Genomic DNA, 14,717 nt, shown 5'->3' with positions numbered 1-14,717 from the left:
GAGCGCGAGTGCCCGGTCCGACCGACAGCGGACCGGGCACTCGCCCGTTCTGAGGAGATTGCTTTACTACCTCTTGATTTTTGTCATATCGGGTGAATAGTCTCCCGGCCATTCGGACGCAATCGATCACCCTCGATCGCGCCGCCGCCACTCGGGAGGGTCAACCCCTATGAGAGTTCCCCGGATCCGTCGCTCCGCACTCACCACCACCGCGGCCTGCCTCACCCTGGCCACGGCCGGCGCACTGGCCCTGCCCGCCGCCGCCGCGTCGGCCGCGACCGCCGACGGACCCCTGCTCAGCTACGTCGTCAACACCCGGGCCAACCACGGCCAGACCCAGAAGGCCGAACGGGAGGTCAAGGCGGCCGGCGGCACCGTGGTCGCCTCCTACGAGCAGATAGGCGTGGTGATCGCCCGCTCCGCGGACCCCGGTTTCGCCGGCCGGCTCCGCGCCTCGAAGACCATCGACTCGGTCGGCGCCAGCCGCACCGCGGGCATCCAGGCCGGCGGCGCCGAGGGCACCGTCCAGGAGGCCGACGTGCCCGCCGCGGCGCCCGCCGACGGCAGCGAACCGCTCTGGGCCAACCAGTGGGACATGAAGCAGATCGGCGTCGACCAGGCGCACCGGTCCACCCTCGGCAGCCGCTCGGTGGTGGTCGGCGTGCTCGACTCCGGCATCGACGCCACCCACGAGGACCTGGCCGCCAACGTCGACCCCGAGCTCTCCGCGTCCTGCCTCAGCGGCAGCCCCGACACCGACTGGCAGTCCTGGCAGCCCACCACCAGCAGCCACGGCACCCACGTGGCCGGCACCATCGCCGCCGCCAAGAACGGCAAGGGCGTCGAGGGCATCGCGCCCGGCGTCCGGCTGGCCGCCGTCAAGGTGGTCGACGACGGCGGGTTCATCTACCCCGAGTACGCGATCTGCGGCTTCGTCTGGGCCGCCGAGCACCACTTCCAGGTCACCAACAACAGCTACTACGTCGACCCGTGGATGTTCAACTGCGCCGACGACCCCGACCAGGCGGCCGTCAGCGAGGCGGTCCGCCGGGCCGTCGACTACTCCCGCCGCAACGGCGTGCTGAACGTCGCCGCCGCGGGCAACGAGAACATCGACCTGGCGCACAAGACGGTCGACGTCTCCAGCCCCGACGACACCGACCCGGTCACCCGGCCGATCGACGACAGCTGCCTCGACCTGCCCGCCGAACTGCCCGGCGTGGTCGCGGTCTCCGCGATCGGCGTCAAGGGCGACAAGGCGTACTACTCCAGCTACGGGCTGAACAAGGTCACCGTCGCGGCCCCCGGCGGCGACAGCCGCTACCAGGTGCCGGACACCCCCGACGGCCGCGGCGCGGTGCTCTCCACCATCCCCGGCAACAAGTACGGCTACAGCTCCGGCACGTCGATGGCCTCCCCGCACGTGGCCGGCGTCGCCGCGCTGCTCGCCTCCACCCACCCGTGGGCCGGTCCGGAGCAGCTGCGCGCCCTGCTGGTGAAGCAGGCCGACCCGCACGCCTGCCCGACCGGCGTCTTCAACCCGGGCGGCACCGGCCTGTACCAGGCCACCTGCGAGGGCCCCGAGCGCAACAACGGCTTCTACGGCGCGGGCGTGGTCTCCGCCGCGAAGGCGGCCGACTGGTGGCGCAACTGACCCGCCGCCAGTAGTTCACTCCCCGCCGACGTGCCGGGACCAGTCCGGCTCCACCGGAGCCAGGCCGGCCCGGTTCGGGACCTGCTTCAACCAGGCCGGACGGGCCGCCAGCCGCGCGGCGGCGGCCCGTTCCTCGGCGGCCCGGATCTGCTCGGGCGTCGCGAAGCCCTCCGGCAGCCAGGCCGCCGAGCGCGCCACCCGGGCGGCCAGGTGCGCCACGTACGCCTCCCGCACCGCGGCCGGCGAGTCGAAACCCGGCTCGTCGGCCAGCCAGGCGTCCGGCACCAGCGCGGCCACCTCGCCCAGCAGTTCCGGCGTCACCAGCGGGGCGAGCGCCGCGTCGGCGGCGGCCAGGTCGGGCGCGCAGCCGCCCAGCGCGTGGCCGCTCAGGTCGTAGCGCTTGTGCACCGAGGCGGCCGCGGACGCCCAGCGGTGGTGGAAGACCAGGCCCGCGCCGTTGTCGATCAGCCACAGCCGCCCGTGCCACACCATCAGGTTGGGGTTGTGCACGCTGCGGTCCACGTTCCCGGTCAGCGCGTCCAGCCAGACCACCCGGCCCGCCTCGGCCGGCGACACCTCGATCATCCCCGGCCGGAAGTCCCGCGCCCCCGGCAGCAGGTCCATCCCGAGGTTGCGCCCGGCACTGGCCCGCAGCAGGTCCTGGATCTCCTGGTCCGGCTCGTCCGCGGCCACCGCCGGGTCGAAGTCCACCAGCACCAGCGGCGGCACCCGCAGCCCCAGCCGCCGCGCCAGCTCGCCCACGATCACCTCGGCCACCAGCGCCTTCACGCCCTGCGCCGCCCCGGTGAACTTCACCACGTACGTCCCCAGGTCGTCGGCCTCCACCACCCCGGGCACCGACCCGCCCGCCCGCAGCGGGTCGACATAGCGCAGCGCCTTCACCTCATCGAGCATCCGCCCAGCCTAACGCGGCCCGCCGCCCCCGGTTTGGCGGCCGTCCGGGACGGTGATTGGGTGGGGCCGACCGTCGAGCAGCCGACCGAGGAGAAGTGAAGCGATGGGCAAGGTGCACGCCACCACCGAGCGGACGTACGGGGCCGACCCGGCGCGGGTGTACGAGGTGCTGGCCGACTACGCGGTGACCCGGCCGAAGCTGCTGCCCGCGCAGTACAGCGAGTACGAGGTGCGCTCCGGCGGCCGGGGCGCCGGGACGCAGGTGCACTGGAAGCTGCAGGCGACCGAGAGCCGGGTGCGCGACTGCCTGTTCACGGTGTCGGCGCCCAGCCCGGAGAAGCTGGTGGAGACCGACGCCAACTCCTCGATGGTGATCACCTGGACGGTGTCGGCGGTCGGCGAGAGCGGCAGCAGGGTCACCGTGGAGGCGACCTGGACCGGCGCCGGCGGCATCGGCGGCTTCTTCGAGCGGACGTTCGCGCCCAAGGGCCTGAACCGGATCCACGACCAGGTGCTGGCCAACCTGGCGGCCGAGCTCGGCTGAGCACCCCCGGCACTCGGACACCCGTGCGGCGCGTCAGCCGTACGGGTGTCTGGTTTCCCCGGACGGGTGAAGCGGGCCCGGGCGGGCGCTACCGTCAACTTAGGCTCCGGGCCGTGCAGATGACGATCCTTCATGTGTCCCAGCCGGTCGACGGCGGGGTGGCCCGGGTGGTGGTGGACCTGGTGCGCGGGCAGCGCGCGGCGGGGTGCCGGGTCCTGGTGGCGTGCCCCCCCGGCGGCCGGCTCGCCCGCGAGGCCGCCGCGGCCGGCGCCCGGGTGCTGGACTGGCCCGCCGAACGCTCGCCCGGCGCGGGCGTCGCCGGGGAGACCTGGCGGCTGCGCCGGATCATCCGCCGCACCGGCCCGGACGTGCTGCACCTGCACAGCGCCAAGGCCGGGCTGGCCGGACGGCTGGCGGCCCGCGGCACCCCGCCCACCGTGTTCCAGCCGCACGCCTGGTCGTTCGCGGCGGTGGACGGCGCGATGGCCGAGGCCAGCCTGCGCTGGGAGCGGCACGCCACCCGCTGGGCCCGCACCGTGCTGTGCGTCAGCGAGCGGGAGCGGGCCGACGGCCAGGGGGCCGGGCTGGTCGCCGACTGGCGGGTGGTGCCCAACGGCGTGGACCTGGAGCACTTCGCGCCCGCCGACCCGGCCTCCCGGCGGGCGGCCCGGATGGCCCTGGGCCTGGACCGGGCCGACCCGCTGGCGGTGTGCGTGGGGCGGCTGTGCCGGCAGAAGGGCCAGGACGTGCTGCTGGACGCCTGGACGCGGGTGCAGCTGGCCCGCCCGGCGGCCCGGCTGGTGCTGGTCGGCGGCGGTCCGGACGCGGAGGCGCTGGCCGAGCAGGTGCGCTCGCTGCCGGACCCGTCCCGGGTGCGGATGGTGGGCGACGTGGCGGACCCGCGGCTGTGGCTGGCGGCGGCCGACCTGGCGGTGCTGCCCTCGCGCTGGGAGGGGATGGCGCTGGCCCCGCTGGAGGCGATGGCCTGCGGCCGGCCGGTGCTGCTGACCGACGTGCCGGGGGCCCGGGAGTGCCTGCCGCCGGGGGAGCGGGAGCGCGCGGTGGTGCCGCCGGAGAATCCCGTCGCGCTGGCCGAACGGCTGGCCGAATTCCTGGGCGACCAGGCGGAATGCGAAAGGCGTGGAGTTCTGGCCCGGTCACACATGGCAGATCATCACGATATTCGCGGGGTGATTCAGCAGGTGGCGGCGGTCTACCGGACGATTGTTCGGGGTGGCGCGGTGCCGGTGGCCCGCAAGGACCGTGTCCAGCAGCGCTTCTGATCGTTTGTCAGACCGTGAACGCCCGCCCGCGCAGGTGCGGCCTTCTTTCCTGAATGTCTGATTATTGGGCGGGTGGAATGAAATGGCATGTCAGCCCCCTGCGCGCCGGTTGGCGTTCGGTAATGTCTGATTTTGCCTGCTTCGTCCCCATTATCGGCAGCGAAATGGTCGACGGCCTTTCACGGCAGCAGGTGCTTACCTGGACCGCGTCCACCGGGCCGGGGCGCCGAGCCGGTGCGCGTCCGGTCCGACTGCCCGGCCGCGGCGGGTACACAGCAGGGGAGTTCGTGCGCTGATGACCATTGACCACGAGAGCGTGCCGCGACCGGGCAGAACGCTGACCGGCCCGGACCGGCCCGGCACCCGGCCGGACGGCCGCCCCGGCACCGGCGTCCTCGACCGCCCGGGCACCCGGACGAAGAGCCGCCCCGGCACCCGGACGAAGAGCCGCCCGCGGGCCGGGGCCGCCGCGCCCCGCACCTCGTCCGGCGTCGGCCGGCACCGCGGTCGGCTGCACTCCCGGGTCGCCCTGCCGCTCTCGCTGGCCGCCGCCGACGCGCTCGCCGTCGGCCTGGCCGCGGCCGCCACCACCCCCGCCGGCACCCGCCCGGCCGCCACCGCCGCCCTGCTGCTGCCCGCCCTGCTCCCGCTCAACCTGGCCGGCGGCCTCTACCGCGCCCGGCTCAGCCTGTCCGCGCTCGACGAACTGCCCGCCCTGGCCGCCCGCGCCGCCGTCGCCACCGCCTTCGCGATCACCGCCGACGCCTGCCTGGCCGGCCGCTGGGCCGACCTCGGCCCGGTCAGCCCGCTGCGGCTGCTCGCCCTGCTGCTGCTGGTGCTCCCGCTGGCCGCCCTAGGCCGGGCCCTCGTCCACCACCTCACCCGCCGCTCCCGCCGCCGCCGCCCCAGCCCGGTGCTGATCCTCGGCGCCGGCGAACTCGGCCAGCGGATCGCCGCGGTGCTCACCGCCCGCCCCGAGTACGGCCTGCGCCCGGTCGGCTACCTCGACCCGGACCCGGTGCTGCTCCCGGCCGGCGGCCCGCTGCCGGTGCTCGGCGGCCGCGAGGTGCTCGGCCGGGTGCTGCGCCGCTACCGGATCCACCACGTGCTGGCCACCGCCGGCGCCGCCGACGAGGCCGACACGCTGGCCGCGCTGCGGCACGCCGCCCGGCTCGGCTGCCAGGTCTGGCTGGTGCCCGGCCTGCGCGAGTTCGATTCGGTCCAGGGCGCGGGCGACCACCTGTGGGGCTTCCCCTGTCTGCGCCTGGGCCCGCCCGCGATGCGGCGCGGCGGCTGGGTCGTCAAGCGCGGCTTCGACATCGCCGCGGCCGGCCTCGGCCTGCTGCTGATCTCCCCGCTGCTGGCCGCCTGCGCCCTCGCGGTGCGCTGGGACACCGGCCCCGGCGTGCTGTTCCGCCAGCAGCGCACCGGCCTGGACGGCAAGGTCTTCACCGTCCTCAAGTTCCGCACCCTGCGCCCCTGCAACGAGCACGAGTCGGCCACCCGCTGGAACATCGCGCAGGACCACCGGATGGGCCCGATCGGCAAGTTCCTCCGCAGGACCTCGCTGGACGAGCTGCCGCAGCTGTGGAACGTGCTGCGCGGCGACATGAGCCTGGTCGGCCCGCGCCCCGAACGCCCCTACTTCGTCATGCGGTTCGGCCAGGCGTACCCCGAGTACGCCGACCGGCACCGGGTCCCGGTCGGGCTGACCGGCCTGGCCCAGGTCAACGGCCTGCGCGGGGACACCTCGATCGAGGACCGGGCGCGCTTCGACAACCGCTACATCGAGGGCTGGAGCCTGTGGGGGGACGCCAAGGTCCTGCTCCGCACCGCCGCCCTGGTGGTCCGCCCGGACGGGAGCTGAACCCATGGCCATCGCCCTCCAACTCCCGTACCCAGCCAGGCGGTTGGCCGCAATAGTCCCGCCCAGGGCGAGCTGGCTCGCGGCCGCGACGGTCCTCCTGGTGTGCGTGCCGACGGGGGAGAAGGACGTCACCGCGTCCGTGCACGTCACCCCGGCCGACCTCGCCTCGCTGGCCCTGGTCGGGCTGATCGCCCTCGACCTGCTGCGCGGCCGGCTGCCCCGGCTCGACCCGGCCGCCTGCGCGCTGCTGGGCGGCGTGGTGCTGGCCGCCGCCGTCGCCACCGTGCACTCGATCGACCCGGCGAGCAGCGCCACCGGCTTCGTCCGGCTGGTGCAGATCTTCGTGCTGGTCCCCGTCGCCGTGCTGCTCGCCGTCCGCGACACCCGCGACCGGCGCCTGGTGCTCGGCTCCTTCGTGCTGGCCGCCCTGATCGAGGGCGCCGTCGGCGCGAACCAGTACCTCACCCGCACCGGCGCCTCCTACACCGGCCAGCCGATCCGGGCGATCGGCACCTTCGGCGCCCTCGACGTCATGGCGATGTCCACCGTCGTCTCGTACGGGCTGCTGGCCGCCCTCGGGCTCGCCCTCGCCGAGCGCCGCCCCGGCGGCAGCAGGGTGCTGCGCCGGGCGATGTGGGCCAGCGCCGCGTTCCTGGCCTTCCCGCTGGCCGTCTCGTTCAGCCGGGGCAGCTGGATCGCCACCGCCGTCGCCGCCGGCGTGCTGCTGCTGCGCGCCGACGCCCGGCTCGCCGTCAAGGGCGTGCTGGTCGGCGCCGCCGCCGCGGTGGTGCTGGTCGGCGGCCTCGGCCTCGGCGCCTCCGGCGTCACCGAGCGGCTCAGCTCGATCGGCTCGGTCTCCGCCGCCCCCGACCAGTCGGTCTCCGACCGCTACGACCTGTGGTCCACCGCCGGCCGGATCTGGCAGGACCACCCGGTCACCGGCGCCGGACCCAAGGCGTTCCAGCAGCTGCGCGACAGCCACGCCCCGCTGCGGCTGTCCTCCGGCAGCGACGCCGCCGACTCCACCATCGGCTTCCAGCGCGAACCGCTGCTCTCCCCGCACAACATGTACTTCCTGGTGCTCAGCGAGCAGGGCCTGCTCGGCGTGGTCGCCTACCTGGCGCTGTTCCTCGCCCTGCTGCTCGGCTGCCTGCGCCGCGCCGCCGGCCCCGGCCTGGCCGCGCTCGCACTGCTCTGCTGGGTGCTCTGGGACTTCCTCTACGCCGACATCGGCGGCACCACCACCGTGCTGACCTCCGTGGTGCTCGGCCTGGCCGCCCGCACCGCCTTCCCCGGCCCCGCCCCCGACTCCCGCGAAGCAGACGGTGCATGACGACAGACCAGCCGGTGGCCCGGCCCGCCGCCACCGCCACCGCCACCGTCCCCGCCCCGCGGGCGACCGCCGAACCCGCCAGACGCGGCTTCCTGGCCAAGGCGTTCGGCGTCACCGCGCTGCTCAGCGCGGCCGGCTCCGCCCTCGGCCTGCTCCGCGACCTGCTGCTGGCCCGCTACTTCGGCGCCAACCAGGGCACCGACGCCTTCCTGGTCGCCTGGACGGTGCCGGAGACCTTCGCGCCGCTGCTGATCGAGGACGCGATGGCGTTCCTGATGATCCCGGCCTTCAGCCTGGCCCTCGTCCTGCGCGAGGAGCGCCCGCACGGGCCGGACCCGGTCCGGCAGCTGACCCGCTCCACGCTGCCCTGGCTGCTGCTCGCGCTCTGCACGCTCTCCGGCGCCGTCGCGCTCGGCGCCCCCCGGCTGGTCGACCTGCTCGCCCCCGGCCTGGCCGACCCGCGGCTCGCCGTCACCTGCACCCGGATCACCGCGCTCACCATCCTGCCGTTCGGCGTCGCCGGGTACCTGGCCTCCGCGCTGCGCGCCCTGCACTCCTTCACCGCGCCCGCCGTCATCTACGTGATGTACAACCTGGGCATCCTGGTGCTGCTGCTCAGCGGCCACCGGCTGCTCGGGGTGCGCTCCGCGGCGATCGGCGTCGCGGTCGGCAGCGCGCTGATGGCGGGCGTGCTGCTGCTGCCGTTCGCCCGCCGGCTGCGCTCCGGCGGACGGCGGCGCGGACTGCGCCGGGGCGCGGCCCGCCGACTGGTGCTGATCCCGCTGGCGCTGCTGCCGGTCGCCGCGTTCACGCTGACCCGGCAGGCCCAGGTGTTCATCGAGCGCTACCTCGGCTCCGGACTGCCGCCCGGCACCATCTCGCACCTCAACTACGCCGCCAAGGTCAGCCAGTTGGCGATGACCTCGGCGATCCTGATCGTCACCGTGACCTTCCCGGTGGTGGCCCGGGCGATGGCGGCCGGGGACTTCACGGCCGCCCGCGACCGGGTCGAGAAGGACCTCGGCCAGGCCGCGGCGCTGGTCCTGCTCGGCACCGCCTTCCTGATGGCCTGCGCCCCCGCGCTGGTCGCCCTGCTGTTCCAGCGCGGCGCGTTCGGCCCGGCCGACACCTCCGCCACCGCCGCGGTGATCCGGGTCTACTCCTTCGGCCTGCCCGCGCAGGCGATGATCGGGGTGATGGTCCGGCCGTACTTCTGCGTCCGCCCGGTGGTGCGCCGCGCCGACACCCCGCGCGCCGAGGGCGACCGGATCACCTGGCCGGACTGGTACCCGGTCGGCGCGATGCTGCTCGGCCTCGCCGTCACCGTCGCCGTCGGCGTCGGCGCCACCCCGCACTTCGGGGCGCTCGGCCTGGCCGCGGGCAACGCCGCGGGCATCACCACCACCGCGGCGCTGCTGATGCGCGGCCTGATGCTGCGCGGCGTCGCGCTGCGGCTGCCCCGGGTGCTCGGCGGCCAGGCCCGGCTGCTGGGCGCCGCCCTCGCCGCCGCCGCGCTCGGCTGGCTGGCCACCCGGACCACCGCCGACCCGCTGCCCGCCGCGCTGCTCGGCGGCGCCACCGTGCTGCTGGTCTTCGCCGCGCTCGGCACGCTGTTCGGCGCCGCCGAGGTGCGCGGCCCGGTGCTCGGCCTGCTGGCCCGGGCCCGCCGCCCGGGGACCGCCGCCGCCCCCGCCGTCCCCCCGCCCGCCGGCGCGCATCGCGGCACCGCTCCGCCCGCCGGCGCGCCGAACGGCACCGCTCCGCCCACCACCGACCCGTCCACCGCCGCCGAAGGGAAGCCGCATGGCCGCTGACCCCCGCCTGCCGGCCCAGGCACTCGCCCCCAGGCTCGCGCCCTGGATCCTGATGTACCACTCGGTGGCCGAGGAAGACGAGGATCCGTACCAACTCACCGTCACCCCGGAGCGGTTCGCGGAACAGATGGACTGGCTGCACCGCACCGGCCGGCGCGGCGTCAGCGTCCGCGAACTGCTGGCCGCGCAGGCCCGCGGCCGGGAGTCCCGCCTGGTCGGCCTGACCTTCGACGACGGCTACGCGGACTTCGCCCGGCACGCCGTCCCGGTGCTGCGCGAGTACGGCTTCACCGCCACCGCGTACGTCGTCCCCGACCTGCTCGGCAGCGAGAACGGCTGGGACACCGAGGGCCCGCGCAAGAAGCTGCTGACCGTCCAGGAGGTCGTCGAACTCGCGGGCGCCGGTTGGGAGATCGGCTCGCACGGCCTCGGCCACCAGGCACTGCCCGGCCTCTCCCCGGCGGCCCTGGAGCGCCAGACGGCGGACAGCCGGCGGGCCCTGGAGGACCTGCTCGACGCCCCGGTCACCGGCTTCTGCTACCCGTACGGCGCGGTCGACCTGCCCGCCGCCCGAGCCGTCCGGGACGCCGGCTACGACTACGCCTGCGCCATCGAGCACTCCTGGCTGACCGGTCGGCACGCCCTGCCGCGCTGCTACGTCGGCGACCGGGACGGCGCCTGGCGGCTGCGCGCCAAGCACGGTCGGCACCGCTGGCGGGACGCCGTGACCGGGCTGCGCTGGGCCCCGCCGAAGTCCGAGCCGAAGGCCACCGCGGGGGAGCCCCGATGAGAGTCCTGCACGTGGTCACCGGCCTGCACGCGGGCGGCGCCGAACGCCAACTCGCCCTGTTGCTCCGGCACTTGCCGAAGGAACAGGAGCACGAGGTGGCCGCCCTCACCAACCCCGGCGCGGTCGCCCGCGAACTGCGCGCCGACGGCTTCACCGTCCACCACCTCGACATGCGCGGCAACCGCGACCTCGGCGTGCTGCCCCGGCTCACCCGGCTGATCCGCTCCGGCCGCTACGACCTGGTGCACACCCACCTCTACCGGGCCATGCTGTACGGGCGGCTGGCCGCCCGGCTGGCCGGGGTCCGCACGGTGATCGCCACCGAGCACTCGCTGCAGTCCGGCGTGATCGAGGGCCGTCCCACCACGCGCGGCGTCCGCGCCCTCTACCTGGGCGCCGAACGCCTCGGCACCACCACCCTCGCCGTCTCCGGCCAGGTCGCCGCGGTCCTGGACGAGTGGGGCGTGCCCGCCGACCGGGTCCGGCTGCTCCCCAACGGGGTGGACGCCGCCAGGTACCGCTTCGCCCCCGCCGTCCGGGCCGCCCACCGCGGCCGACTGCGCGCCCAACTCGGGCTGCCCATCGGCGTGTTCGTGATCGGCGCGGTCGGCCGGCTGGTGCCCGGCAAGCGCTTCCACGTCCCGCTGGAGGCCCTGGTCCGACTCACCGACGCCCGCCTCCTGCTGATCGGCGAGGGCCCCGAACGGGCCGCCCTGCTCGACCTGGCCGCCCGGCTCGGCGTCCGCGACCGCCTGGTGCTCACCGGGGAACGCGACGACGTGCCCGAACTCCTCACCGCCGTCGACGTCCTGGTCTCGCCCTCGCGCGAGGAGACCTTCGGCCTGGCCGCCCTGGAGGGCCTCGCCGCCGGGCTCCCCCTGCTCCACTCCGCCTGCCCGGCCCTCGCCGAACTCCCGCCCGACGCCGCCCCGCACGCCCGCCTGCTCCCCTCCGAACCCGAGCCCTACGCCCGGGAACTCGCCCTCCTCGCCACCACCCGCCCCGGCCCCCACCCCGTCCCCCCCGTCGTGGCCCACTACGACATCGCCCGGATCGCCGCCGAACTCGCCACCCTCTACCGCGAGGCCGTCGGCGAGCCCGCCGACGCCCCCCGGGAGCGCGCGGGCCGCGGCTCTGCCGGTGGTGCGGGTGTTCCGAACGGGAGCCCGGACCCGGTGGTGTCGACTGCCGGTCGCCGCGCCGGCGCGGGCCGCGGCTCCGCCCGGGCCGCCGGCGCCCCGGACGGGGGTCCGGGGGCGCTCGCCCGGGCGCTCCGGGGCCGGGTCGGACGCAAGCCGGCCGCCGTACCGGAGCCCGCCGCCGAGCCGGCGCCGCCGACCGCACCCGTCCCGCCCGCCCGGCGCGCGGCGCGCAAGCCCGCACCGGGTGCCGCCGGGTGCCGCCGGGGGTCGAGCGGGTAGCCCCGGCCGGGGCACCGCTCCTCCCCGCCGGTGCCCCTCCCCCCCCTCCCGCCCCGTCCCGCCGTCCTTCCCCGCCTTCCTCCCCGCTTCGCGCCGCGCCGTCGCGCAGCGACGAGTTCACCCCTACGACCTCCCTGGAGTCACCGATGCCCGAACCCCGCCGCAGCGCCCGCGCGCTGGTCCGCCGCTGGTGGCCGCTGGCCGTCGCCGTTCCGCTCGGTGCGGTGGCCGGTGCCGGATACGCCGCCGTCTCGCACCCCAGCTACGCCGCCAGTTCGTACGTGGTGGTGGTCCCGAACAACCCCGGCGAGAACTCCACCGCGGTCAACTTCGCCCAGGCGTACGGTCGGCTCACCGGCCAGCCGCAGGTGCTGATCGGTGCGGCGGCCGAGACCGGTCACTCGGTGACCGAGCTGGCCGGGCTGGTGCGCGGCACCACCTCGCCGGACGCGCCGGTGATCGAGATCACCGGCACCGGCGTCCGCGGCGCGGAGGCGGTGAAGAACGCCGACGCGGTGGCCAAGTCGCTGATCGCGTTCGGCAACACCAGCAGCAAGGAGACCGGGGTGCGGCTGGTCCCGCTGGCCCCCGCCGCCGAGCCGGACGCCCCGTCCTCGCCGTCCGCGGCCCTGGACACCGGCGTCGGCGCGGCGGCCGGCGTGCTGCTCGGCACGCTGGTGATGCTCACCCGCCGCAAGGGCGAGCCGGCCGTCGGGGCGGCGCTGCCCGGCCAGGCCGAGCCGAAGCCCGCCCCGCACACGGAGCCGGCCGAGCCGGCCGAGCGGCCCGCCCCGGCGGGTGCCCGGTGAAGCTCCGCCAGCGGCCCGGCGCCGGCCCCCGGGTGCCCGCCCAGCCGGCCCGGGACGCCGCCGACCGCGAGCGGTGGACCAGTGAGGTGCTGCGCGCCGACGACGCCCTGGACCGGCTCGCCGACGACTGGGACGACCTGCACCGCCGGTGTACCACCGCGACCGCCTTCCAGGCCGCGCCCTGGCTGCGTTCCTGGTGGCGCCGCTACGGCCGCCCGGGCGCGCTGGTGCTGGTGCTGGTCCGCCGGGACGGCCGGCTGGTCGGGGCCGCCGCGCTGCGCCGCCGCGGCCCGTTCGGCGGGCTGACCAACCTGGGCGCGGGCCTGGTCGACTTCACCGACGTGCTGCTCGACGACGACTGCGCCGACCGGGCCGCCGCCGAGCTGGCCGCCGCGCTCCCGCTGCGCCGCCCCTGGCACAGCCTGGAGCTGCGCGAGGTGCACCCGTCGGCCGCCGTGCAGCGGGTGTACGCGCACTGGCGCGGCCGCCGCCACCGGTACGCCGACTCGCTGTGCCAGTACCTGCCGGCCGTCCCGATGGACGAGCTGCTCAAGCGGCTGCCCGGCAAGAGCGCCCAGCGCAGTCGGGTCAAGCTCCGCAAGATCGCCCAGTCGGGGGTGCGGGTGCACTCCGCGACCGTCGAGGAAGTCCCGTACACGGTGAGCGAGTTGCTGCGGCTGCACATGCTGCAGTGGCAGGACCGCGGGGTCACCCCGGAGCACCGCACCGCGCGCTTCGCCGAGCACCTGACCGAGTCGACCACCGGCCTGGTGGCGACCGGGCGGGCGGCCATACACCGGTTCGAGCTGGACGGCGAGGTGCTGGCGGTGAACCTGGTGATCCTGGGCACCCGGTTCGGCGGCCTCTACATGTACGGGGCCCACCCGAAGCTGCGCGACAAGGTGGACATCGCCGGGATGCTGTTCAACGCCGCGCTGGACGAGGCCCGCACCGCCGGGATACCGCAACTGAGCCTGCTGCGCGGCCAGGAGCCGTACAAGCAGCGCTGGCGTCCCGACCAACTGCCCAACCAGCGCCTGGTGCTCGGCCCGGGCCGCCTCGCCCCCGCCGCGGTCGCCCGCGCACTGCGGGTCCGGGCCCGGATCGCGGCCGTGCACGTCCTGCGGACCCGGATGCCGAAGCTGAAGGAGGCGCTAGCGCAGCGGCGACTGCGGTGAGGTCTTCAGCGGCCCGGCCGCCCCGGAGGAGCCGGACATCAACTGGCGGTACACCGAGGCCGACTTCGGGTTGTCCTTGCACTGCCAGAAGCCGTGCGGGCAGTAGTCGGTGACGGTCTGGTAGGCGGTGTCGTGGGTGCGCATCCACTCCACCATCCGCCGGACGAACTCGGGGTTGTCGCCGTTGCGGAACAGCCCCCACTCCGGGTAGGAGACCGGCTTGCCGCGCTTGGCGGCGAACTCCACCTGGTCCTGCAGCCCGTACGGCTCGGAGACGTACTCGTCGAAGGTGCCGCCGGCCGGCTGGTCGTAGCTGTCCATGCCGATGATGTCGACCACGTCGTCGCCGGGGTAGCAGCGGGTCCAGGGGATCGCGTCCAGCCCGCGGGTGGGGGTGAAGTCGAAGGAGAAGTGCTGGCCGGGCACCGAGCGCATCACGCCGACGATCCGCCGCCAGTACGCCTTCCAGGCCGTCGGGTCGGGTTTGCAGCGCGAGGTGTAGGTGACGCCGTTCATCTCCCAGCCGAGGGTGATGACGGTGTCGCCGCCGCCGAACGCGACCAGCTTCCGGGCGAGGCGCAGGAAGTGCTGGTCGAACTCGCCCTGGTTGCCGCGGGCCAGCAGCCGGGCCACCTCGGCGTCCGGCACGTTGCCCTCGTTGGGGACGAGCATCGGCACGCCCAGCACCAGCCGCCGCCCCGGGTCGGACTGCCGCCACTGCGACCACAGGCCGAGCACCATCGGCTCGCCCTCGACGTCCTGCCAGCCGTTGCCCGCCAGGTAGGTGTGGCCGACCTGCATGTTGGCGTTGTTCAGCCAGGAGGACATCCGGGCGATGTTCGGGATGTAGTTGTCCCAGGAGCCGACGAACGCCCCGAACGGCACCTCGTGCACCGCCCGCTGCACCACCGGCCGCGGGGCCGCGCCGCGCGGCTGGATCGCGTCCGAGGAGAGCGCCGCGTGGCGCTCGGTCTGGCTGATCGGGGTGCCGGAGGGCACGCTCGCGGTGGTCACCAGCAGCAGCGCGGCCGCGGCCAGGGTCAGGCGGCCGAGACGCATGGGCTCTCCGTACGGGTCCAGGGGACGATTCCGGCCCCAGGAGCCTAGCC

11 protein-coding genes and 1 pseudogene are annotated in these 14,717 nt (G+C 75.5%); 10 read left to right on the top strand and 2 right to left on the bottom strand.

Translation table 11 applies throughout. The features are described from left to right. Positions 1-169 precede the first annotated feature (169 nt). Positions 170-1,654, top strand: a complete 1,485-nt coding sequence (locus tag ABD345_RS13555) for a S8 family peptidase (protein WP_344552257.1) — start codon at positions 170-172, stop codon at positions 1,652-1,654. A gap of 15 nt (positions 1,655-1,669) precedes the next feature. Here the strand turns inward: ABD345_RS13555 and ABD345_RS13550 are convergent, their stop codons facing one another. Then, complete coding sequence (locus ABD345_RS13550; protein ID WP_344552256.1) at positions 1,670-2,569, bottom strand: HipA family kinase; 900 nt, start codon at positions 2,567-2,569, stop codon at positions 1,670-1,672. A gap of 103 nt (positions 2,570-2,672) precedes the next feature. On the opposite strand from ABD345_RS13550, the gene ABD345_RS13545 reads away from it, so the two are divergent. The 9 genes and pseudogenes from ABD345_RS13545 to ABD345_RS13505 all read left to right on the top strand — a co-directional run bounded on the left by ABD345_RS13545 (position 2,673) and on the right by ABD345_RS13505 (position 13,608). Continuing rightward, positions 2,673-3,113: an SRPBCC family protein gene (locus ABD345_RS13545; RefSeq protein ID WP_344552255.1), complete on the top strand. Its 441-nt coding sequence runs from the start codon at positions 2,673-2,675 to the stop codon at positions 3,111-3,113. A 119-nt stretch (positions 3,114-3,232) separates the two neighbouring features. Then, the gene (locus tag ABD345_RS13540; RefSeq protein ID WP_344552254.1) at positions 3,233-4,396 is read left to right on the top strand and encodes a glycosyltransferase; all 1,164 of its coding nucleotides are present in this window, start codon (positions 3,233-3,235) and stop codon (positions 4,394-4,396) included. Positions 4,397-4,691: 295 nt separating this feature from the next. Beyond that, on the top strand, positions 4,692-6,263 hold the full coding sequence (locus ABD345_RS13535) for a sugar transferase (RefSeq protein WP_344552253.1): 1,572 nt from the start codon (positions 4,692-4,694) through the stop codon (positions 6,261-6,263). Positions 6,264-6,267: 4 nt separating this feature from the next. Beyond that, positions 6,268-7,596 (top strand): O-antigen ligase family protein, encoded by a 1,329-nt coding sequence (locus ABD345_RS13530; protein WP_344552252.1) that lies wholly within the window; start codon positions 6,268-6,270, stop codon positions 7,594-7,596. Then, entirely contained in the window at positions 7,593-9,410 is a 1,818-nt protein-coding gene (locus ABD345_RS13525) for a lipid II flippase MurJ (RefSeq protein ID WP_344552251.1), read from the top strand. The genes ABD345_RS13530 and ABD345_RS13525 overlap by 4 nt, the downstream gene beginning before the upstream one ends. Then, positions 9,400-10,200, top strand: a complete 801-nt coding sequence (locus ABD345_RS13520; RefSeq protein WP_344552250.1) for a polysaccharide deacetylase family protein — start codon at positions 9,400-9,402, stop codon at positions 10,198-10,200. Before ABD345_RS13525 ends, ABD345_RS13520 begins: the two co-directional genes overlap by 11 nt. Continuing rightward, positions 10,197-11,291 (top strand): annotated as a pseudogene (locus tag ABD345_RS13515) (glycosyltransferase); the annotation flags it as partial. The gene ABD345_RS13520 and the pseudogene ABD345_RS13515, both read left to right, overlap by 4 nt. 476 nt (positions 11,292-11,767) lie before the next feature. Continuing rightward, positions 11,768-12,430: a YveK family protein gene (locus ABD345_RS13510; protein ID WP_344552249.1), complete on the top strand. Its 663-nt coding sequence runs from the start codon at positions 11,768-11,770 to the stop codon at positions 12,428-12,430. Further along, positions 12,427-13,608, top strand: coding sequence for a GNAT family N-acetyltransferase (locus ABD345_RS13505; protein ID WP_344552248.1), 1,182 nt, complete (start codon positions 12,427-12,429; stop codon positions 13,606-13,608). Before ABD345_RS13510 ends, ABD345_RS13505 begins: the two co-directional genes overlap by 4 nt. Here the strand turns inward: ABD345_RS13505 and ABD345_RS13500 are convergent. Then, the gene (locus ABD345_RS13500; RefSeq protein ID WP_344552247.1) at positions 13,585-14,667 is read right to left on the bottom strand and encodes a glycoside hydrolase family 26 protein; all 1,083 of its coding nucleotides are present in this window, start codon (positions 14,665-14,667) and stop codon (positions 13,585-13,587) included. The genes ABD345_RS13505 and ABD345_RS13500 overlap by 24 nt on opposite strands. Positions 14,668-14,717 lie beyond the last annotated feature (50 nt).

Source organism: Kitasatospora saccharophila, assembly GCF_039529925.1.
GTDB classification, from domain to species: domain Bacteria; phylum Actinomycetota; class Actinomycetes; order Streptomycetales; family Streptomycetaceae; genus Kitasatospora; species Kitasatospora saccharophila.
This window is presented reverse-complemented; position numbering and strand designations above follow the sequence as displayed.

Coding starts and splice junctions, on each gene's coding strand:
- ABD345_RS13555 (WP_344552257.1), top strand. CDS start 170: ATGAGAGTTCCCCGGATCCGTCGCTCCGCACTCACCACCACCGCGGCC.
- ABD345_RS13550 (WP_344552256.1), bottom strand. CDS start 2,569: ATGCTCGATGAGGTGAAGGCGCTGCGCTATGTCGACCCGCTGCGGGCG.
- ABD345_RS13545 (WP_344552255.1), top strand. CDS start 2,673: ATGGGCAAGGTGCACGCCACCACCGAGCGGACGTACGGGGCCGACCCG.
- ABD345_RS13540 (WP_344552254.1), top strand. CDS start 3,233: ATGACGATCCTTCATGTGTCCCAGCCGGTCGACGGCGGGGTGGCCCGG.
- ABD345_RS13535 (WP_344552253.1), top strand. CDS start 4,692: ATGACCATTGACCACGAGAGCGTGCCGCGACCGGGCAGAACGCTGACC.
- ABD345_RS13530 (WP_344552252.1), top strand. CDS start 6,268: ATGGCCATCGCCCTCCAACTCCCGTACCCAGCCAGGCGGTTGGCCGCA.
- ABD345_RS13525 (WP_344552251.1), top strand. CDS start 7,593: ATGACGACAGACCAGCCGGTGGCCCGGCCCGCCGCCACCGCCACCGCC.
- ABD345_RS13520 (WP_344552250.1), top strand. CDS start 9,400: ATGGCCGCTGACCCCCGCCTGCCGGCCCAGGCACTCGCCCCCAGGCTC.
- ABD345_RS13510 (WP_344552249.1), top strand. CDS start 11,768: ATGCCCGAACCCCGCCGCAGCGCCCGCGCGCTGGTCCGCCGCTGGTGG.
- ABD345_RS13500 (WP_344552247.1), bottom strand. CDS start 14,667: ATGCGTCTCGGCCGCCTGACCCTGGCCGCGGCCGCGCTGCTGCTGGTG.